At 54.1% G+C, this 20,653-nt stretch carries 20 protein-coding genes and 2 tRNA genes; 15 read left to right on the top strand and 7 right to left on the bottom strand.

The window, feature by feature from the left end; all coding sequences use genetic code 11:
- From OGV98_RS20580 to rsmC, 3 genes are all read right to left on the bottom strand, one after another.
- Window positions 1-80 (bottom strand) — tRNA-Leu (locus tag OGV98_RS20580).
- A gap of 28 nt (window positions 81-108) precedes the next feature.
- Window positions 109-195 (bottom strand) — tRNA-Leu (locus OGV98_RS20575).
- Between the two features lie 221 nt (window positions 196-416).
- The gene (gene rsmC, locus OGV98_RS20570; protein ID WP_003837251.1) at window positions 417-1,448 is read right to left on the bottom strand and encodes a 16S rRNA (guanine(1207)-N(2))-methyltransferase RsmC; all 1,032 of its coding nucleotides are present in this window, start codon (window positions 1,446-1,448) and stop codon (window positions 417-419) included.
- A 103-nt stretch (window positions 1,449-1,551) separates the two neighbouring features.
- Between rsmC and holD the strand changes: the two genes are divergently transcribed.
- From holD to OGV98_RS20530, 8 genes are all read left to right on the top strand, one after another.
- Complete coding sequence (gene holD, locus OGV98_RS20565; protein WP_003837254.1) at window positions 1,552-1,965, top strand: DNA polymerase III subunit psi; 414 nt, start codon at window positions 1,552-1,554, stop codon at window positions 1,963-1,965.
- Window positions 1,934-2,380: a ribosomal protein S18-alanine N-acetyltransferase gene (gene rimI / locus OGV98_RS20560; protein ID WP_003019092.1), complete on the top strand. Its 447-nt coding sequence runs from the start codon at window positions 1,934-1,936 to the stop codon at window positions 2,378-2,380. The genes holD and rimI overlap by 32 nt, the downstream gene beginning before the upstream one ends.
- A gap of 14 nt (window positions 2,381-2,394) precedes the next feature.
- Complete coding sequence (gene yjjG, locus OGV98_RS20555; RefSeq protein ID WP_003019088.1) at window positions 2,395-3,075, top strand: pyrimidine 5'-nucleotidase; 681 nt, start codon at window positions 2,395-2,397, stop codon at window positions 3,073-3,075.
- Window positions 3,076-3,167: 92 nt separating this feature from the next.
- On the top strand, window positions 3,168-4,757 hold the full coding sequence (prfC, locus tag OGV98_RS20550; protein ID WP_003829982.1) for a peptide chain release factor 3: 1,590 nt from the start codon (window positions 3,168-3,170) through the stop codon (window positions 4,755-4,757).
- A 308-nt stretch (window positions 4,758-5,065) separates the two neighbouring features.
- Window positions 5,066-5,683 carry a molecular chaperone OsmY gene (gene osmY, locus OGV98_RS20545; RefSeq protein ID WP_003837258.1) on the top strand — a complete coding sequence of 206 codons (618 nt, stop codon included), beginning with the start codon at window positions 5,066-5,068 and terminating at the stop codon, window positions 5,681-5,683.
- A 127-nt stretch (window positions 5,684-5,810) separates the two neighbouring features.
- On the top strand, window positions 5,811-5,972 hold the full coding sequence (locus tag OGV98_RS20540; RefSeq protein WP_003019081.1) for a DUF1328 domain-containing protein: 162 nt from the start codon (window positions 5,811-5,813) through the stop codon (window positions 5,970-5,972).
- A gap of 121 nt (window positions 5,973-6,093) precedes the next feature.
- Window positions 6,094-7,167, top strand: coding sequence for a patatin-like phospholipase family protein (locus tag OGV98_RS20535; RefSeq protein WP_003019052.1), 1,074 nt, complete (start codon window positions 6,094-6,096; stop codon window positions 7,165-7,167).
- Entirely contained in the window at window positions 7,164-7,940 is a 777-nt protein-coding gene (locus OGV98_RS20530; RefSeq protein ID WP_138828169.1) for a metal-dependent hydrolase, read from the top strand. Before OGV98_RS20535 ends, OGV98_RS20530 begins: the two co-directional genes overlap by 4 nt.
- Window positions 7,941-7,976: 36 nt before the next feature.
- On the opposite strand, the gene OGV98_RS20525 is transcribed toward OGV98_RS20530, so the two are convergent.
- Together OGV98_RS20525 and OGV98_RS20520 are read right to left on the bottom strand one after the other, a co-directional pair.
- On the bottom strand, window positions 7,977-8,840 hold the full coding sequence (locus OGV98_RS20525; protein ID WP_138828170.1) for a YjjW family glycine radical enzyme activase: 864 nt from the start codon (window positions 8,838-8,840) through the stop codon (window positions 7,977-7,979).
- Window positions 8,812-10,362 carry a YjjI family glycine radical enzyme gene (locus OGV98_RS20520; RefSeq protein ID WP_032937480.1) on the bottom strand — a complete coding sequence of 517 codons (1,551 nt, stop codon included), beginning with the start codon at window positions 10,360-10,362 and terminating at the stop codon, window positions 8,812-8,814. Before OGV98_RS20520 ends, OGV98_RS20525 begins: the two co-directional genes overlap by 29 nt.
- 261 nt (window positions 10,363-10,623) lie before the next feature.
- On the opposite strand from OGV98_RS20520, the gene deoC reads away from it, so the two are divergent.
- The 4 genes from deoC to deoD all read left to right on the top strand — a co-directional run bounded on the left by deoC (window position 10,624) and on the right by deoD (window position 14,936).
- The gene (gene deoC / locus OGV98_RS20515) at window positions 10,624-11,403 is read left to right on the top strand and encodes a deoxyribose-phosphate aldolase (RefSeq protein ID WP_003019042.1); all 780 of its coding nucleotides are present in this window, start codon (window positions 10,624-10,626) and stop codon (window positions 11,401-11,403) included.
- A gap of 112 nt (window positions 11,404-11,515) precedes the next feature.
- The gene (deoA, locus tag OGV98_RS20510) at window positions 11,516-12,838 is read left to right on the top strand and encodes a thymidine phosphorylase (RefSeq protein ID WP_202580793.1); all 1,323 of its coding nucleotides are present in this window, start codon (window positions 11,516-11,518) and stop codon (window positions 12,836-12,838) included.
- 51 nt (window positions 12,839-12,889) lie between these two features.
- Entirely contained in the window at window positions 12,890-14,113 is a 1,224-nt protein-coding gene (deoB, locus tag OGV98_RS20505; RefSeq protein ID WP_003019037.1) for a phosphopentomutase, read from the top strand.
- Window positions 14,114-14,216: 103 nt separating this feature from the next.
- Window positions 14,217-14,936 carry a purine-nucleoside phosphorylase gene (deoD, locus tag OGV98_RS20500; protein WP_000224864.1) on the top strand — a complete coding sequence of 240 codons (720 nt, stop codon included), beginning with the start codon at window positions 14,217-14,219 and terminating at the stop codon, window positions 14,934-14,936.
- Window positions 14,937-15,086: 150 nt separating this feature from the next.
- Here deoD and lplA read toward each other — a convergent pair whose 3' ends face one another.
- Window positions 15,087-16,103: a lipoate--protein ligase gene (gene lplA, locus OGV98_RS20495; protein ID WP_044699053.1), complete on the bottom strand. Its 1,017-nt coding sequence runs from the start codon at window positions 16,101-16,103 to the stop codon at window positions 15,087-15,089.
- Between the two features lie 37 nt (window positions 16,104-16,140).
- Window positions 16,141-16,782: a YtjB family periplasmic protein gene (locus OGV98_RS20490; RefSeq protein ID WP_003019032.1), complete on the bottom strand. Its 642-nt coding sequence runs from the start codon at window positions 16,780-16,782 to the stop codon at window positions 16,141-16,143.
- 115 nt (window positions 16,783-16,897) lie between these two features.
- Between OGV98_RS20490 and serB the strand changes: the two genes are divergently transcribed.
- From serB to nadR, 3 genes are all read left to right on the top strand, one after another.
- Window positions 16,898-17,866, top strand: a complete 969-nt coding sequence (serB, locus tag OGV98_RS20485; RefSeq protein WP_003019027.1) for a phosphoserine phosphatase — start codon at window positions 16,898-16,900, stop codon at window positions 17,864-17,866.
- Between the two features lie 11 nt (window positions 17,867-17,877).
- Complete coding sequence (gene radA / locus OGV98_RS20480; protein WP_001728171.1) at window positions 17,878-19,260, top strand: DNA repair protein RadA; 1,383 nt, start codon at window positions 17,878-17,880, stop codon at window positions 19,258-19,260.
- A gap of 88 nt (window positions 19,261-19,348) precedes the next feature.
- A complete protein-coding gene (gene nadR, locus OGV98_RS20475) occupies window positions 19,349-20,578 on the top strand; it encodes a multifunctional transcriptional regulator/nicotinamide-nucleotide adenylyltransferase/ribosylnicotinamide kinase NadR (RefSeq protein ID WP_121540737.1) in 1,230 nt (409 codons plus the stop codon).
- Window positions 20,579-20,653 lie beyond the last annotated feature (75 nt).

Below are 20,653 nucleotides of genomic sequence, written 5' to 3'. Positions count from 1 at the left end.
GAGGGGGGGGACTCGAACCCCCACATCCTAAGGACACTAACACCTGAAGCTAGCGCGTCTACCAATTCCGCCACCTTCGCCCAGTGCGAGCAATATCAACGTGGATTATGGTGCGAGGGGGGGGACTTGAACCCCCACGTCCGAAAGGACACTAACACCTGAAGCTAGCGCGTCTACCAATTCCGCCACCTTCGCATACCATCGACACTCAAAAAGTATCGTTACCACGGAGGCGAATTCTAGAGATTTTATGCAGGGCGTCAACTGTTAATTATCGAACTTAACGTGATTGCCGAAAAAAAAGGCGTTTCTTCGGCTTTGGCGTTTTATGCAGGCCGGATAAGCGATAGCGCCATCCGGCGTTGCTCGGTGTCACGCCAGATGGCGGCGTAAACGCCTTATCTGGCCTACAGCGGTTAGGCTTTTTTCGCCTGGCGCGTCATGATGGTGCGATAGACCTTGAAGCGCCCGGTCTGCGCGATAACTTCGTGGAAGCCAAACACTTCATCCAGAACCTTCGGATAAGGCAGGAAGGCGTTTGCCACGATACGCAGTTCACCGCCACTGTTCAGATGACGCACGGCGCCGCGAATCAGCGTTTGCGCGGCATCAAGGCTGGTCTGCATTCCGTCGTGGAACGGTGGGTTGGAGATGATCATATCGAATCGGCCCGTTACGTCAGAAAAGACGTTACTGGCGATGACGTCACCTTCAATGCCATTGGCTGCAAGCGTTGCGCGGCTGGCTTCAACGGCGGCGGCGCTAACATCGCACAGGGTTAAGCGCACTTTCGGCGAGTGGCTGGCCAAGGCGACGGAGAGAACGCCTGCGCCACAGCCGACATCCAGCACTTTGCCTTTGGTGTGCGGCGTCAGCGTGGAGAGCAGCAGTTGGCTGCCAACATCCAGGCCGTCACGGCTGAAGACGCCCGGCAGCGTTTTGATGGTCAGATTTTCTGTCTGGTATTCATCCCAGTATTTTTCTGCATCAAAGACTGGCTGTTTTTCCAGACGACCGTGGTACAGGCCACAGCGACGTGCGCTGTCGACTTTGTTTAACGGTGCGTATTCGGCCAGCATCTGCTCTGCGCTACGTACGCCGCTGCGATTCTCACCGACAACAAAAATATCGGTGCCAACCGGTAACAGCGACAGAATGTTCATCAACTGGAACTGGGCTTCCGGCTTATTCTTCGGCCAGTAGTAGATCAGCGTATCGCTATCGGCAACGTCATCGGCCTGCGCGATGAGGCTGAAGCGGACGTTGTCGCCCATCTGGCGGTTAAGCACCTGCCAGTGGTGAAGTTGCTGAGTGTGCGCTCGACTGGCGGCGCTTTCAAAATGGGCAGGCAGGTCATCCTGCAAATCACCGGCAAACAGAATACGGCTTTGTTCGAAATCATCACTGTGGCGCAGCAAGACTTCACTTGCCGGGGTAAAAGCAGACATGGAATGCTCCTTAAATTGTACAGCGGGGGATTATAGTTGTTTGATGGCACGGATTCGACAAATTTGCTATATTTGCGCCCCTGATAGACAGGAGTGTTTCGCTATGACATCCCGACGAGACTGGCAGTTACAGCAACTGGGCATTACGCAGTGGTCGTTGCGTCGTCCTGGCGCACTGCAGGGCGAGATCGCGATTTCCATTCCTGCGCATGTCCGTTTGGTGATGGTTGCTGCACAGTTACCCGCGCTAACCGAACCATTGATGAGCGATATTTTACGCGCATTAACCGTCAGCCCGGATCAGGTTTTACAACTGACGCCTGACCGTGTCGCCATGCTGCCGCAAGGCAGTCGCTGTAATAGCTGGCGGCTGGGAACCGAAGAGCCGCTGCTGCTGGAGGGCGCTCAGGTCGAGAGTCCTGCGTTTAATGAATTACGGGAAAACCCAGCGGCACGCGCCGCGTTATGGCAACAAATCTGCGCATATGAACACGATTTCTTCCCTCGAACCGACTGATTTACCCGCAGCATTTCATATTGAAAAACGCGCCCACGCTTTTCCGTGGAGTGAAAAAACATTTGCCAGCAACCAGGGCGATCGCTATCTCAATTTTCAGTTGAGGGTTGATGACGTGATGGCGGCTTTTGCGATTACGCAGGTCGTGCTGGATGAAGCTACGCTGTTCAATATTGCCGTCGATCCTGACTTTCAGCGCCGTGGGCTGGGGCGTGAGCTGTTGGAGCATTTGATCGATGAGCTGGAAAAGCGTGGCATTTTGACGCTGTGGCTTGAAGTGCGCGCTTCGAATGCGGCCGCTATCGCGCTGTACGAAAGCTTAGGCTTTAACGAGGCGACGATCCGTCGCAATTACTATCCAACGGCTGATGGCCACGAAGACGCCATCATCATGGCGTTGCCAATCAGCATGTAAGACAAGGTGTAATGATGAAGAAGTGGGACTGGATTTTCTTTGATGCCGACGAAACGCTGTTTACATTTGACTCGTTTACCGGCTTACAGCGGATGTTTCTCGACTATAGCATTACCTTTACCGCTGAAGATTTTCAGGACTACCAGGCCGTGAATAAACCGCTGTGGGTGGATTACCAAAACGGCGCGATTACCTCATTACAACTGCAGCATGCCCGTTTTCAGAGCTGGGCCGAACGCCTGAAGGTTGAACCGGGCCAGCTTAATGATGCATTCATCAATGCGATGGCGGAGATCTGCTCGCCGTTGCCGGGGGCGGTTTCTCTGCTCAATGCGATTCGTGATAAAGCGAAAATCGGCATCATTACTAACGGCTTTACCGCGTTGCAGCAAATCCGCCTTGAGCGGACGGGGCTGCGCGATTATTTCGATCTGCTGGTGATTTCTGAGCAGGTTGGGGTGGCAAAACCTGATTCCCGTATTTTTGACCATGCGCTGGAGCAGGCGGGCAATCCTGACCGTTCTCGCGTGCTAATGGTGGGTGACACCGCAGAGTCCGATATTCTTGGCGGCATTAACGCCGGGCTATCCACCTGCTGGCTAAATACGCACCACCGCGAGCAGCCAGCGGGCATTCAGCCGACCTGGACCGTAGCGTCATTAAGCGAACTGGAGCAGCTCCTGTGTAAACACTGATTGCCTCCCCCCCGTTGATGGGTAAAATAGCCGCAATTTTTCGTATTCAACTTGCCCGGCCCGTTGCCGTGCTTACCTAAGAAGATTTGACTATGACGTTGTCTCCTTATTTGCAAGAGGTGGCCAAACGCCGCACTTTTGCCATTATTTCTCACCCGGATGCCGGTAAAACGACAATTACTGAAAAGGTACTGTTATTCGGACAGGCCATTCAGACCGCCGGTACGGTAAAAGGCCGTGGCTCCAGCCAGCATGCAAAATCTGACTGGATGGAAATGGAAAAGCAACGTGGTATCTCCATTACCACCTCTGTGATGCAGTTTCCGTATCATGACTGCCTGGTGAACCTGCTGGACACCCCGGGGCACGAAGACTTCTCCGAAGATACCTATCGTACTCTGACGGCGGTGGACTGCTGTCTGATGGTTATCGATGCTGCAAAAGGCGTTGAAGATCGTACCCGTAAGCTGATGGAAGTTACCCGTCTGCGCGATACGCCGATCCTGACCTTTATGAACAAACTCGACCGTGACATCCGCGATCCGATGGAGCTGCTGGATGAAGTTGAGAACGAACTGAAAATCGGCTGTGCGCCGATCACCTGGCCGATTGGCTGCGGTAAGTTGTTCAAAGGTGTCTATCACCTTTATAAAGATGAAACTTACCTGTATCAGACCGGTAAAGGCCACACCATTCAGGAAGTGCGTGTTGTTAAAGGTCTTAACAACCCGGAACTTGATGCTGCCGTGGGTGAAGACCTGGCGCAGCAGTTGCGTGACGAGCTGGAGCTGGTGCAGGGCGCGTCCAACGAGTTCGACCATGAGTTGTTCCTTGCGGGCGAAATCACCCCGGTCTTCTTCGGTACCGCGTTGGGTAACTTCGGCGTTGACCATATGCTGGATGGCTTAGTGGAGTGGGCGCCTGCGCCGATGCCGCGTAAAACCGACACCCGCGTCGTCGAAGCCTCAGAAGAGAAGTTCACCGGTTTCGTGTTTAAAATTCAGGCCAACATGGACCCGAAACACCGTGACCGTGTGGCGTTCATGCGTGTGGTATCCGGCAAGTATGAGAAAGGCATGAAAATGCGCCAGGTGCGCATTGGTAAAGACGTGGTGATCTCCGACGCACTCACCTTTATGGCCGGTGACCGTTCTCATGTGGAAGAAGCGTATCCGGGCGATATTCTCGGCCTGCATAACCACGGCACTATCCAGATCGGCGATACCTTTACCCAGGGCGAAATGATGAAGTTCACCGGTATTCCGAACTTCGCGCCGGAGCTGTTCCGTCGTATTCGCCTGAAGGATCCATTGAAGCAGAAACAGCTGCTGAAAGGGCTGGTTCAGCTGTCAGAAGAGGGTGCCGTGCAGGTATTCCGTCCGATCGCCAACAACGATCTGATCGTCGGTGCGGTGGGTGTGCTGCAGTTTGACGTGGTGGTTTCACGTCTGAAGAGCGAGTACAACGTTGAAGCGATTTATGAATCCGTCAACGTGGCGACTGCACGCTGGGTAGAATGTTCTGACGTGAAGAAATTCGAAGAATTTAAGCGTAAGAACGAAATTCAGCTGGCGCTGGATGGCGGCGATAACCTCACCTATATCGCGCCAACCATGGTTAACCTGAATCTCACCCAGGAACGTTATCCGGACGTTCAGTTCCGTAAAACACGCGAACACTAATCGACCTTCCAGGGCACGGTATCCGCCGTGCCCTGCAACTTTCCCTGTCTTTTAAATCCCTTGCGGAATGTTCTTAAAACTTCGCGTTTTTCTTTTGTTTGCCTGTTTTTTAGTCAAATTGGGCAGCGATCACGAAATCCTGAACTATATTTAACAATGTGATGACATAAATATCGGCGTTAAATGCTTTTTAGGCTGCCTGTTGCAGCTTCTATTGCTGATATTTATTCCACTTACAAAATTAGTTGCTGGTTCAGGCCGTGTAACGGCAGAGCCTGGCTTTTAGCAAAACATACAGGAATACATCGATGACAATGACAGGACTTAAGATTTCTAAAACGCTGCTGGCCGTGATGCTGACCTCCGCTGTTGCAACGGGTTCTGCTTATGCAGAAAACGCCACGACGGATAAAGCGCAATCCGGCGTCGAAAGTGCGGGGCAGAAAGTCGATAGCTCTATGAACAAAGTCGGTAATTTCATGGATGACAGCACCATCACCGCGAAAGTAAAAGCCGCGCTGGTGGACCACGATAGCATTAAGAGCACCGATATTTCCGTCAAGACCGATCAGAAAGTAGTAACGCTAAGCGGCTTTGTTGAAAGCCAGGCGCAGGCTGAAGAAGCGGTGAAAGTGGCGAAAGGCGTTGAGGGTGTGACCTCCGTTAGCGACAAACTGCACGTGCGTGATAGTAAAGAAACCTCCGTTAAAGGCTATGCGGGCGATACGGCAATCACCAGTGAAGTAAAAGCCAAGCTGCTGGCCGATGATATTGTCCCTTCACGCAAGGTGAAAGTTGAGACCACCGATGGCGTTGTGCAACTTTCAGGCTCTGTCGATTCACAAGCTCAAAGCGATCGCGCTGAGAGCATCGCCAAAGCGATTGATGGCGTGAAAAGCGTTAAAAACGATCTCAAAACTCACTAATTAGACTTAATTCGCCCTCCTGACGTTTGTCGGGAGGCGTATTGTGCACCACACTGAAAATATCGCCGATGGGTAGCCTGAGCGCTCATATCAAGCGGTGAAATTAACTATGGTAAAGGAGAAGCATATGTTTCGATGGGGCATCATATTTCTGGTTATCGCGTTAATTGCCGCTGCACTGGGTTTTGGTGGACTGGCGGGTACCGCTGCAGGCGCAGCGAAAATTGTTTTTGTGGTGGGTATCATTCTGTTTCTGGTCAGCCTGTTCACCGGGCGTAAACGACCCTAGTACGTAAACCGTAAAGATAACTTGCTACTGAGCCAGTCCAGCGGACTGGCTTTTACGGTTTTAGCTGCAGGCAATTTGCGTTACTTTGTTGTCCTATTACAAAAACAACAGGAAGGCAGAGGTGGGGCAGAGAATACCCGTCACGCTCGGTAATATCGCGCCGTTATCGTTACGTCCGTTTCAACCAGGCAGTATGGCGCTGGTGTGCGAGGGCGGGGGACAAAGAGGCATCTTCACCGCAGGCGTACTGGATGAATTCATGCGCGCGCAGTTCAATCCCTTTGATCTCTTCTACGGGACGTCCGCTGGTGCGCAAAACCTTTCAGCTTATCTCTGTAACCAGCCCGGTTACGGTCGTAAAGTCATCATGCGTTACACTACCCGACGTGAGTTTTTTGACCCGGTGCGCTTTGTGCGCGGGGGAAACTTAATCGATCTCGACTGGCTGGTGGATTCGACCTCGTCCCAAATGCCGCTGGCGATGGACAACGCTGAGCGCTTGTTTGCCGCGGGGAAAGCGTTTTATATGTGCGCCTGTCGGGGTGATGACTACACGCCGGGCTATTTTTCGCCGAACCGGCAAAACTGGCTTGATCTTATTCGTGCCTCCAGCGCGATTCCCGGGTTCTACCGCACAGGGGTTGCGCTGGACGGCGTGAATTACCTGGATGGGGGCGTCAGCGATGCCATTCCCGTGCAGGAAGCGGCGAAGCAGGGGGCGAAAACGCTGGTGGTTATCCGCACTGTGCCTTCGCAAATGTACTACACCCCGCAGTGGTTCAAGCGTATGGAACGCTGGCTGGGTGAAAGCAGCCTGCAACCACTGTTGAATCTGGTGCAGCACCATGAAGCCACCTATCGCGCGATTCAGAGCTTTATTGAGAAACCGCCGGGCAAGCTGCGTATCTTTGAGATCTACCCGCCCAAACCGCTCCACAGCATGGCGTTGGGAAGCCGTATTCCGGCCTTGCGGGAAGATTACAAAACCGGACGCCTGTGCGGTCGTTACTTCCTCGCTACCGTCGGCAAACTGCTGGGGAAAAACGTGCCGCTGCCTCGTCAGACGCCGAAGATTGTGGTGCCGGGACCGGTGGTGGTTCCTCCCGCGCCGGTGGCCAACGATGCCCACGCGCCGGTGGTGGCCAATGCGCCTCAGGCCAACGATACAACGTTTAATAATGAGGATTTGGCGTGAGTTATCGTTTTATCGATACGCACTGTCACTTTGATTTCCCGCCGTTTACCGGCGATGAACCTGCCAGCATTCAGCGCGCGGCGGAGGTTGGTGTACAGAGCATTATCGTTCCGGCCACCCAGGCGGCGAATTTTTCCCGTGTACTGGCGTTAGCGGAAAATTATCCTCCATTATTTGCCGCGCTTGGCCTACATCCCATTGTTATTGAACAACATAGTGATGACTGCCTGGACCAGTTGCAACAGGTGCTGGATAAGCGCCCACAAAAGCTGGTGGCGGTAGGTGAGATTGGATTGGATCTGTATCGCGACGATCCGCAATTCGACAAGCAAGAGCGGGTGCTGGAAGCGCAACTTAAGCTGGCGAAGCGGTACGAACTGCCGGTGATCCTGCATTCGCGACGCACGCATGACAAGCTGGCGATGTGCCTTAAACGCCATGCTTTGCCACGAACAGGCGTGGTGCATGGGTTTTCCGGGAGCGTGCAGCAGGCCGAACGCTTTGTACAACTGGGATACAAAATTGGCGTGGGCGGCACCATTACCTATCCGCGCGCCAGTAAAACCCGCGAAGTAATGGCGCAGCTGCCGCTCGAGTCGCTGTTGCTGGAAACCGACGCGCCGGATATGCCGCTCAACGGCTTTCAGGGGCAGCCTAATCGCCCGGAGCAGGTAGTCAGAGTCTTTGACGTCTTATGTGAACTGCGCCCGGAACCTGCGGACGTGATCGCTGACGCGCTGTATCGTAATACCACGGCGTTGTTTGATTTTTGAATTCCGGATGCGGCGCTATTGCATCGCATCCGGCCATCACAGGTACAGCGCCGGGAAAATCAAATTATCCACCCCACGTTCGCGCATTCTTTGCGCCAGGTGTTCCACATCCTCCGGCGTGGCGCTCGGCCAGTCCTTCGCTTCGCCATACACCCCGTGTGCATGAAAGGCATTCAGCCGTACCGGCACGTCACCTGAACCTCTGATAAACGCCGCCAGCGCATCAATATGCTGTAGATAATCCACCTGACCAGGGATAACCAGCAGGCGCAGTTCCGCAAGTTTCCCTTGCCCGGACAGAAAGGTAATGCTTTGTTTAATCAGCGTGTTATCGCGACCGGTCAACTGACGATGACATGTGCTGTCCCAGGCTTTTAAATCCAGCATTACGCCGTCGCACACCGGCAGCAGCTTCTGCCAGCCGGTTTCGCTCAGCATGCCATTGCTGTCGACCATACAGGTCAAGTGTTGCAGTTGCGGATCGGTTTTGATCGCACGAAACAGCGCCACAATAAACGGTAGCTGGGTTGTCGCTTCGCCGCCGCTGACCGTAATTCCCTCAATAAACAGTGCTGCCTTGCGAATATGCTGCAGCACCTCATCAACGCTCATGGTCTGCGCCATCGGCGTGGCCTGCTGGGGGCACATATGAAGGCAGGTGTCACACTGCTGACACAAATCGGACTGCCACCACACTTTACCCGCGCTCAGGCTCAGCGCCTCATGCGGGCAATGCAGCACACACTCCCCGCAGTCGTTGCAGCGTCCCATCGTCCACGGATTGTGGCAATTTTTACAGCGCAGATTACATCCCTGCAGAAACAGAGCCAGGCGACTGCCCGGCCCGTCGACGCAGGAGAAAGGGATAATCTTACTTACCGAAGCGCATCTGCTGTTCATGGCTAATCACGCGAGGTTGTCGTTCCAGAATGCGCGTATTACGCGCGGCTTCTTCGCCAAGCCAGGTGGTGTTGGTGCGAGAACCTTCGGCGCGATATTTTTCCAGATCCGACAGACGCACCATGTAACCCGTAACGCGAACCAGATCGTTGCCGCTCACGTTGGCGGTAAACTCACGCATCCCGGCTTTAAATGCGCCGAGGCACAGCTGCACCAGCGCCTGAGGATTGCGCTTGATGGTTTCATCCAGCGTGAGAATGTCGCTGATCCCGGCGTGATAAAACGCGTGATGTGGCGCGACGGTTTGCAGATGAGTGATCGGGTCTGGTTCATCGCCGTAAGGCAGGCGTGCACCCGGTGTGGTGCCGATGTCAGAACTGATCCCCGACTGTGCATGCAGCATCGCGCGCTGCTTCCAGCCATATTTCACCGGGGTGCTTTCGACAAACTCCGCCAATTGGGCGCTGATGCGATAGCCAAGCTGATTGGCGAACTCATCTTTTCCGTAGCGCGCATTTTGTCCCGCCTTATCGCACAGTAGATTCACCGCCTCCGCCAGGCCATACATGCCGAACATAGGCACAAAACGTTCGGGATCAATCAACCCTTCCTGCACGAGGAAGCTATTCTCAAAGAAATGTGATTTTTCATAGAGGAATTCACATCGTGAATCAATGATGGCGATTTGCTGTTGGCAATAGTGCGGTAGAGTGCGCGTAAAGAAGTCATCGACAGAGGCGCTGCGCTCTGCGATGGCTTTCAGATTAAGCCTGACCAGCGTGCTACCACCCCCGGCGAGCGGCAAAGAGTTGTAACAGCTGACGACGCCATACTGACCTTTTGTGAAAATTTTATCATTTTCAGGGCCATTGGAAATATGTGGCTTACTGCACTCGCAGATATTTTTCGCCACGCTGAGCAGCAGATCGTCAGGTGTGATTTGCGGGTCATAAATGAATGTCAGATTAGGTGAAACCTGCTTTAACTCTGCATCTGCGCGTAAAATTGCACGGGTAACTGGAGTATCGGCGGGGCCGATATTGGCATGCATAAACGCGTCTGGCAGGGTTCTGTCGAGATAACGCCAGAAACGTTTTATTCGAATATCGATCTCTTCTTGTGTTAGAATTCTAACATACGGTTGCAGCAGCGCATCGAGCTGGCCGAGATAAACCGGCATCGACGTCACTGACGGAACGTGGTGGTACAGGATGGTGAGTAAGGATAACGCATCATCAAGATCGCTGGCGCCTTCCAGCTCCAGCCACGATGAACCATTGGCCAGAAAACGCGCGTAATCGGGTAAAACGTAGCGCGGTTTGAACGGGGCATGACCTTCGTACATATCGCAGATTACCCCATCATCCAGCGCCTGACGTGCCTGTGCAGGTAGTTGCGGATAAGGCAGCGCGTTTTCAGCTTCCAGCGCCAGAAAGTGGCGTTTCTGCTCAGGGCTGAGCACCGGGCTGGTCACGATTTGTTGGCAACGCTGTTGCAGCGCGAGTTCGCTTGAAGTGGGCATCGTTGATTCCTTTTTGTCCCGAAGGTGTAACGCCATTGTAGAAAGCAACGCCGCCACAACCTTTGATCCGGATGCGCCTGATGCCACGGCATCCCTTTAGAAAAGGTAATTTATTTGAAGTAGATCTCATTAGAGTAATGCAAATCTGTATGTGGTTTTCATTAACTGTGATGTATATCGAAGTGTAATAGCGAGCGGATGTTAGAATACTAACAAACTCGCAAGGTGAAATTTTATACGGCGATGCCGTTGGAGAATGTTATGACCGATTTAACAGCAAGCAGCCTGCGTGCACTGAAACTGATGGACCTGACCACCCTGAATGACGACGACACCAATGAAAAAGTGATCGCGCTGTGTCATCAGGCGAAGACCCCGGTTGGCAACACTGCCGCAATCTGTATCTATCCGCGTTTCATCCCTATTGCGCGTAAGACTCTGAAAGAGCAGGGTACGCCGGACATCCGCATTGCAACCGTCACCAACTTCCCGCACGGCAACGACGACATCGAGATTGCGCTGGCGGAAACCCGCGCGGCGATCGCCTACGGTGCCGATGAAGTTGACGTGGTGTTCCCGTACCGTGCGCTGATCGCCGGTAACGAGCAGATTGGTTTTGATCTGGTTAAAGCTTGCAAAGACGCGTGTGCGGCGGCAAACGTGCTGCTGAAAGTGATCATCGAAACCGGTGAGCTGAAAGAAGAAGCACTGATTCGCAAAGCGTCTGAAATCTCCATCAAAGCCGGTGCTGATTTCATCAAAACGTCTACCGGTAAAGTGCCGGTCAATGCGACGCCGGAAAGCGCACGCATCATGATGGAAGTGATCCGCGACATGGGTGTTTCTAAAACTGTAGGTTTCAAACCGGCTGGCGGCGTGCGTACTGCAGAAGATGCACAGCAGTTCCTGGCGATTGCCGATGAACTGTTTGGCGCTGACTGGGCTGATTCTCGTCACTACCGTTTTGGCGCATCCAGCCTGCTGGCTAGCTTGCTGAAAGCGCTGGGTCACGGCGACGGCAAGAGCGCAAGCAGCTACTAAGCCCGTAGGCCGGATAAGGCGCAGCCGCCATCCGGCATTAAGACGACTGCCGGGTGGCGCGTTGCTTACCCGGCTTACAACGGCCTTCTACTCTTTTCCCCTGGGGGTTACCGTGTTTCTCGCACAAGAAATTATTCGTAAAAAACGTGATGGTCATGCGCTGAGCGATGAAGAAATTCGTTTTTTTATCAATGGCATTCGCGACAATACCATCTCTGAAGGGCAAATCGCCGCCCTGGCGATGACCATTTTTTTCCACGATATGACAATGCCTGAGCGTGTTTCGCTGACCATGGCAATGCGTGATTCAGGAACCGTGCTGGACTGGAAAAGCCTGCAGTTGAACGGCCCGATTGTGGATAAACACTCTACCGGCGGTGTAGGTGACGTAACGTCACTGATGTTAGGCCCGATGGTTGCTGCGTGCGGCGGCTATATTCCGATGATCTCCGGGCGTGGCCTGGGGCATACCGGCGGTACGCTCGATAAACTGGAAGCGATTCCTGGATTTGACATCTTCCCGGACGACGCGCGTTTCCGTGAAATTATTAAAGACGTGGGTGTGGCGATTATTGGGCAAACCAGCTCGCTCGCACCGGCGGATAAACGTTTTTATGCCACCCGCGATATTACCGCGACGGTGGATTCCATCCCGCTGATTACCGGTTCCATTCTGGCGAAAAAACTGGCGGAAGGGCTGGATGCGCTGGTGATGGATGTGAAAGTGGGCAGCGGTGCTTTTATGCCGACCTACGAGCTTTCTGAAGCCCTTGCTGAAGCGATTGTCGGCGTGGCAAACGGTGCGGGTGTACGTACCACCGCGCTGTTAACTGATATGAACCAGGTGTTGGCCTCCAGCGCAGGTAACGCGGTCGAAGTCCGCGAAGCGGTGCAGTTCCTGACCGGTGAATACCGCAATCCACGTCTGTTAGACGTCACCATGGCGCTGTGCGTGGAAATGCTGATCTCCGGCAACCTGGCGAAAGATGACGCCGAAGCCCGTGCGAAATTGCAGACGGTGCTGGATAACGGCAAAGCAGCAGAGATTTTTGGTCGCATGGTGGCGGCGCAAAAAGGCCCGACCGATTTCGTCGAAAATTATGCGAAGTACCTGCCGACGGCAATGCTCAGCAAAGCGGTATATGCTGATACCGAAGGCTTTGTCAGCGCGATGGATACCCGTGCGCTGGGAATGGCGGTTGTTTCCATGGGTGGCGGTCGTCGTCAGGCATCGGACACCATTGATTACAGCGTTGGCTTTAGCGATATGGCGCGTCTGGGCGACAGCGTAGACGGACAGCGTCCACTGGCGGTGATCCACGCCAAAGACGAAGCCAGCTGGCAGGAAGCGGCGAAAGCGGTCAAAGCGGCAATTAGCCTTGACGATAAAGCGCCAGAAATTAAACCGACAGTCTATCGTCGTATTACCGAATAACTGTATACTGATCTGATCGCTTTTTTGCGGCGCAGATGTATGGAGAACAAGATGAAACGTGCATTTATTATGGTGCTGGACTCCTTTGGTATTGGTGCGACTGAAGATGCGGATCGCTTTGGCGACGTAGGTTCAGACACTATGGGACACATTGCAGAAGCCTGTGCGAAAGGTGAAGCTGACAATGGTCGCAAAGGTCCACTGAATCTGCCTAACCTGACCCGTCTGGGCCTGGTGAAAGCTCACGAAGGTTCTACTGGTAAAATTGCTGCTGGCATGGACGGCAACGCGGAAGTGATTGGTGCCTACGCATGGGCGCATGAACTATCTTCCGGGAAAGACACGCCGTCTGGCCACTGGGAAATCGCGGGTGTTCCGGTTCTGTTTGACTGGGGATATTTCTCCGATCATGAAAACAGCTTCCCGCAAGAACTGCTGGATAAACTGGTAAAACGTGCCAACCTGCCGGGCTACCTCGGCAACTGCCACTCTTCCGGTACCGTGATCCTGGATCAACTGGGTGAAGAGCATATGAAAACCGGCAAGCCGATTTTCTATACCTCCGCTGACTCCGTGTTCCAGATTGCCTGCCACGAAGAGACTTTTGGCCTGGATAAGCTCTATGAGCTGTGCGAAATCGCCCGTGAAGAGCTGACCGAAGGTGGTTACAACATCGGTCGTGTTATCGCCCGTCCGTTTATCGGTGATAAAGCCGGTAACTTCCAGCGTACCGGTAACCGCCACGACCTGGCCGTTGAGCCGCCAGCACCGACCGTGCTGCAGAAACTGGTCGACGAGAAAGACGGTCACGTGGTTTCCGTCGGTAAAATCGCGGATATCTACGCTAACTGCGGCATCACCAAAAAAGTGAAAGCCACCGGTCTGGACGCGCTGTTCGACGCCACCATCAAAGAGATGAAAGAAGCCGGTGATAAGACCATCGTCTTCACCAACTTCGTTGATTTCGACTCTTCCTGGGGACATCGTCGCGATATCGCCGGTTATGCTGCGGGCCTGGAACTGTTCGACCGCCGTCTGCCTGAGCTGATGGAGCTGGTGGGTGAAGATGACATTCTGATCCTGACCGCTGACCACGGCTGCGACCCAAGCTGGACCGGCACTGACCATACCCGTGAACACATTCCGGTACTGGTTTACGGCCCGAAAGTGAAACCTGGTTCTTTAGGTCACCGTGAAACCTTCGCGGATATCGGTCAGACGCTGGCGAGCTACTTTGGTACGTCGCCGATGGACTACGGTAAAAATATGCTCTGATGCAATTGCCCGGTGGCGCTTCGCTTACCGGGCCTACGGTTTTGTAGGCCGGGTAAGGCGCAGCCGCCACCCGGCAAAAACAACAATATAAAAGGAACTGAAGATGGCAACTCCACATATTAATGCAGAAATGGGTGATTTCGCTGACGTCGTATTGATGCCGGGCGACCCGCTGCGTGCAAAACATATTGCTGAAACTTTCCTCGAAGATGTTCGTGAAGTGAACAACGTTCGCGGCATGTTAGGCTTCACCGGGACTTACAAAGGCCGTAAGATCTCCGTGATGGGCCACGGTATGGGTATCCCGTCCTGCTCCATCTACACCAAAGAGCTGATCACCGACTTCGGTGTGAAGAAAATCATTCGCGTTGGCTCCTGCGGCGCTGTGCGTATGGACGTCAAACTGCGCGACGTGGTGATCGGTATGGGTGCCTGCACCGATTCCAAAGTTAACCGTATCCGTTTTAAAGATCATGACTTTGCAGCTATCGCTGACTTCGACATGGTGCGTAACGCAGTTGATGCGGCAAAAGCGCTGGGTGTAGACGCTCGCGTTGGCAACCTGTTCTCCGCTGACCTGTTCTACTCTCCGGACGGTGAAATGTTCGACGTGATGGAAAAATACGGCGTGCTGGGCGTGGAAATGGAAGCGGCGGGTATCTACGGCGTGGCGGCGGAATTCGGTGCGAAAGCGCTGACCATCTGCACCGTATCCGACCATATCCGTACCCACGAGCAGACCACTGCCGCTGAGCGTCAGACGACCTTCAACGACATGATCAAAATCGCACTGGAATCCGTTCTGCTGGGCGATAAAGAGTAAGTTTTGTTGTGGCCCGGAGGCGCTTCGCTGGCCGGGCCTACGGGAATGCCGCTATTAATGCCTGATGGCGCTTCGCTTATCAGGCCTACGGGAGCGGTCTTGTAGGCCGGATAAGGCGTAGCCGCCATCCGGCAATTCGCCACTAATCGCTTAGCGCACGGCCTTTGCTACCCAAGCAGCCAGCTCACGCAACTCGCTTTCCTGATCTGGATACTCCGCAAGCAGCGCTTCACAAGTCTGCTGTAAAATATCGGCGCGATACTGGCAGCCCTGTAGTCGTTCTGCCAGTACTTCCAGCGGCGCAGGATTGAGGCTATCGGTGTAGACTTGGGTGCGGGTAATCACGCCTTTTTCGACGTCAAAATGAAGCTCTACGCCGCCCCATGTGAAACGTTCGTCCAGTAAATGTGAAAAAGCAGGCGCCTGGCCAAAATTCCACTCCCAACTGCTCTGGCGGGCAAATGTTTCGGCGAAGTTCGGCAGATCCGGCGCTTTGTTTGGGGAGATGATCTCGGCTTCTACGCGTTCGCCGTAGTGGGCGAAAAAGGCTTCCGTGATGGCCTGACAGACCTGTTGATGAGTGATGCCCGGTAACAGCTCGGTCAAATTCGCTACGCGCGAGCGAACCGAAGTGATGCCTTTGGCGGCAAGTTTCTTTTTATCGGGATTGAGATAGTTTGCCAGGCGGCTGAGATCGGCATTCAACAGCAGCGTGCCGTGGTGGAATCCGCGATCTTTCGTTTCCCTATAAGCAGAGCCGGAAACTTTGCGATCGCCGTCCGGCGTTTTCACCACCAAATCGTTACGCCCGGAGGCATCAGCTTCTACGCCCAGCGAATTCAGCGCATTGAGGACGATCGCGGTGGAGATGGTTTTGTCGTATTCCGGTTTACCAGCCATAAAGGTAAAGCAGGTATTGCCTAAGTCATGGAACACCGCGCCGCCACCGCTGCTGCGCCTGGCGAGCCGCACGTTGTCTTCTTCCATGCGGCGTGTATTACATTCTTTCCACGGGTTTTGCGCCCGGCCAATTACCACCGTATCGGCGTTACGCCACAAGAACAGAACGCGCTGCGTGGCGGGCATCTGGCGAAAAATGCACTCTTCGACCGCGAGGTTAAACCACGGATCGTAAGAGTCTGAGATAAGCAGGCGTAGTGTTGTCATGGTTGATTTCCCTTCTGTTTTACAGTTTTTACAGCTTTTACTCTATCTTCTCGTTGTCTTCTTCCTGCACCGGTTTGTTGGCAGTGAGAAGGAAAGGAGATTGCTGCCAGCGGGTACGCTTACCTTGCAATAAGGTGCGGGTCAGCACTACACCGATTGCTAGTGACAGTAGCAGCATCAGGCGTAAGATGTTGGTGGTGTTATCCACCTGCTTGGCTTCAGTAGCAAGAGTGTGGGTATCCAGCGTCAGGCGCAGATAGCCCAGCGGACCATTTTTTCCCTGAATGGGTTCGACAATCTGCTGGTTAAAATAGCCCCCGGCTTTTTTGCCGTCGAGCGCCAGACGGTCACGAACATTGACGCTCTCACCGGTGCGCGTAATCAGGTCTCCCTGTTCGTCGTACACGCCTGCGTCCAGAATACGGCTACTCTCCGTCAACTGCGTGAGCACCGCCTTAATACGCTTTTCATCCGGCGTTTCGGTACGCATCAGCGGGGCGACGTTCAGCGCGACCTGACGGGCTAGCGTGCGGGCCAGCTCTTCGAGCTGCGGATTACGCTGCTGCTGGTGGCTTTGACTAAACCAGGAAGCCCCCTGCATCAGCGCGACGAGCAGCGCAAGGCAGGACAATACAATCACTGCACGATGAAGTCGGAATTTCAGTTTTGTGCGAGCCATATTCCACCTGCTGAAAATTTGAGACTTAATGTTGCCAGAAGCGCTGGTTACAGGGTAGCCTCATGCGTTATTTTCCCCTGATGATTCCGACCCGAACGATTTTACAGGAGCTTTAATGCCTAACATTACCTGGTGCGATCTACCTGAAGATGTCTCTCTGTGGCCAGGTCTGCCCCTCTCTTTAAGCGGTGATGAAGTGATGCCGCTGGATTACCACGCGGGCCGCAGTGGCTGGCTGCTGTACGGTCGTGGGCTGGATAAACAACGGTTAACGCAATACCAGAGTAAACTGGGCGCGGCGATGGTGATCGTGGCGGCGTGGTGCGTTGAGGATTATCAGGTAATTCGTCTGGCGGGCTCGTTAACGCCGCGTGCGGCAAAACTGGCGCATGACGCCAAACTGGATGTTGCGCCGCTGGGTAAAATTCCGCATCTGCGCACGCCGGGTTTGCTGGTGATGGACATGGATTCAACGGCTATCCAGATCGAATGCATTGATGAAATTGCTAAACTGGCCGGAACCGGCGAGATGGTTGCCGAAGTCACCGAACGCGCAATGCGCGGCGAGCTGGACTTTACCGCCAGCCTGCGCAGCCGCGTGGCGACGCTGAAAGGCGCTGATGCCAATATTCTGCACCAGGTGCGCGAAACATTGCCGCTAATGCCAGGCCTGACTCAACTGGTGTTAAAACTGGAAACGCTTGGCTGGAAAGTGGCTATCGCTTCCGGCGGGTTTACTTTCTTTGCCGATTATCTGCGTAACAAGCTGCGCCTGACGGCAGCTGTGGCGAATGAGCTGGAGATCATGGACGGTAAATTTACTGGCAACGTGATCGGCGATATCGTCGATGCGCAGTACAAAGCCAGTACTCTGACCCGCCTGGCGCAAGAATATGAGATCCCGATGGCGCAGACGGTGGCGATCGGCGACGGTGCCAACGATCTGCCGATGATCAAAACGGCCGGGCTGGGCATTGCGTATCATGCGAAACCCAAAGTGAATGAAAAGACGGAGATTACTATCCGTCACGCTGACCTGATGGGCGTGTTCTGCATTCTCTCTGGCAGTATGAATCAGAAATAATGAGGTAAAACGTGGCAAAAGCTCCTAAACGCGCCTTTGTTTGTAATGAATGCGGGGCCGATTACCCGCGCTGGCAGGGGCAATGCAGCGCCTGTCAGGCCTGGAATACCATTACCGAGGTGCGCCTTGCCGCATCGCCAACGGTGGCGCGCAACGAGCGACTCAGCGGCTACGCCGGAAATGCGGGCGTTGCAAAAGTGCAGAAGCTCTCTGACATCAGCCTTGAGGAACTGCCGCGTTTTTCTACCGGATTTAAAGAGTTTGACCGCGTGCTCGGCGGTGGTGTGGTGCCCGGCAGCGCCATACTGATTGGCGGTAACCCCGGCGCGGGGAAATCAACGCTGCTGCTACAAACGCTGTGCAGGCTCGCCGAGCAGATGAAAACCCTGTACGTCACCGGCGAAGAGTCCCTGCAACAGGTGGCGATGCGCGCGCATCGGCTTGGCCTGCCGACGGCGAACCTGAACATGCTGTCGGAAACCAGTATCGAACAAATTTGCCTGATTGCTGAAGAAGAACAGCCGAAGCTGATGGTGATCGACTCCATTCAGGTGATGCACATGGCGGATATTCAGTCTTCGCCGGGCAGCGTGGCGCAGGTGCGTGAAACCGCTGCTTACCTGACGCGCTTTGCTAAAACGCGCGGCGTGGCGATTGTGATGGTCGGCCACGTCACCAAAGATGGCTCGCTGGCCGGGCCGAAGGTACTGGAGCACTGTATTGACTGCTCGGTGTTGCTCGACGGCGACGCCGATTCCCGCTTCCGTACACTGCGTAGCCATAAAAACCGCTTTGGCGCGGTGAATGAGCTGGGCGTCTTTGCCATGACGGAACAGGGTCTGCGCGAAGTTAGCAACCCTTCTGCTATTTTCTTAAGCCGTGGCGATGAAGTCACTTCCGGTAGTTCGGTGATGGTAGTCTGGGAAGGCACGCGCCCGCTGCTGGTCGAGATTCAGGCGCTGGTCGATCACTCAATGATGGCGAACCCGCGTCGCGTGGCGGTCGGTCTGGAACAGAACCGTCTGGCGATTCTACTGGCGGTGCTGCATCGTCACGGTGGCTTGCAGATGGCGGATCAGGACGTGTTCGTTAACGTAGTCGGCGGCGTAAAAGTCACCGAAACCAGCGCCGACCTGGCGTTGCTGCTGGCAATGGTCTCCAGCCTGCGCGACAGGCCACTGCCACAGGACTTAGTGGTCTTTGGCGAAGTGGGGTTGGCAGGCGAAATCCGTCCGGTACCCAGCGGGCAGGAGCGTATTTCGGAAGCGGCGAAACACGGTTTTCGCCGGGCGATTGTTCCTGCCGCTAACGTACCGAAAAAAGTACCGGAAGGGATGCAGGTCTTTGGCGTTAAGAAGCTTGCGGATGCGTTAAGCGTGTTTGACGACCTATAATCAAATACCCGTACGTACTGAATTTGTAGGCCTGATAAGCGATGCGCCATCAGGCAGTGTTACGCGATTTTTCCAGCAGGAGGCTCTTGTGTCATTTGATTATCTGAAAACCGCCATTAAGAAAAAGGGTTGTACCCTGCAACAGGTGGCAGATGCCAGTGGCATGACCAAGGGATATCTAAGCCAGCTTCTGAATGCCAAAATTAAAAGCCCCAGCGCGCAAAAGCTGGAGGCGTTGCACCGTTTTCTCGGACTGGAGTTTCCGCGCCAGCAGAAAAATATCGGTGTGGTATTTGGTAAGTTTTATCCGCTGCATACCGGCCATATCTACCTTATCCAGCGCGCCTGTAGTCAGGTTGATGAACTGCATATCATCATGGGCTATGACGACACGCGCGATCGCAGCCTGTTTGAAGACAGTGCCATGTCGCAACAGCCTACGGTGCCCGATCGTCTACGCTGGCTGCTGCAAACCTTTAAGTATCAGAAAAATATCCGTATTCATGCCTTCAACGAAGAGGGCATGGAGCCGTATCCACACGGTTGGGACGTGTGGAGCAACGGGATCAAAACGTTTATGCAGGAGAAAGGGATCCAGCCAAACTGGATTTACACCTCTGAAGAATCAGATGCCCCGCAGTATCTCGAACATCTGGGGATCGAAACCGTGCTGGTGGATCCCAAGCGGACGTTTATGAGCATCAGCGGCGGGCAAATCCGTGAAAACCCGTTTCGCTACTGGGAGTATATTCCGACCGAAGTGAAGCCATTTTTCGTGCGCACCGTGGCGATCCTCGGCGGGGAGTCGAGCGGTAAATCGACGCTGGTGAACAAGCTCGCCAACATCTTTAACACCACCAGTGCGTGGGAATATGGGCGTGATTACGTCTTCTCCCATTTGGGCGGCGATGAGATGGCGTTACAGTATTCTGATTACGATAAAATCGCACTGGGACAAGCGCAATACATTGATTTTGCTGTTAAGTACGCCAATAAAGTGGCGTTCATCGACACCGATTTCGTGACTACTCAGGCTTTCTGCAAAAAGTATGAAGGGCGTGAACACCCGTTTGTGCAAGCGCTGATTGACGAGTATCGCTTCGACCTGGTTATCCTGCTGGAAAACAACACCCCGTGGGTAGCGGATGGCTTGCGCAGCCTTGGAAGTTCGGTTGACAGAAAAGCGTTTCAGACGCTGCTGGTCGAGATGTTGCAGGAAAACAATATCAATTTTGTGCACGTTCATGAGCCTGACTACGACGGCCGCTTCCTGCGCTGCGTGGAGCTGGTGAAAGAGTTGATGGGCGAGCAGAGGTAGGTTTTAATGCCGGATGCGCTGTGCTTATCCGGCCTACAAGTCGCACTAACCTCGTAGGCCGGATGTGGCATGAGG

Origin of the sequence: Citrobacter sp. Cf136, assembly GCF_030333815.1 — a bacterium.
Taxonomy (GTDB): domain Bacteria; phylum Pseudomonadota; class Gammaproteobacteria; order Enterobacterales; family Enterobacteriaceae; genus Citrobacter; species Citrobacter freundii.
Note: the sequence above shows the minus strand (reverse complement) of the source record. Positions and strands in the feature narration are given on the sequence as shown.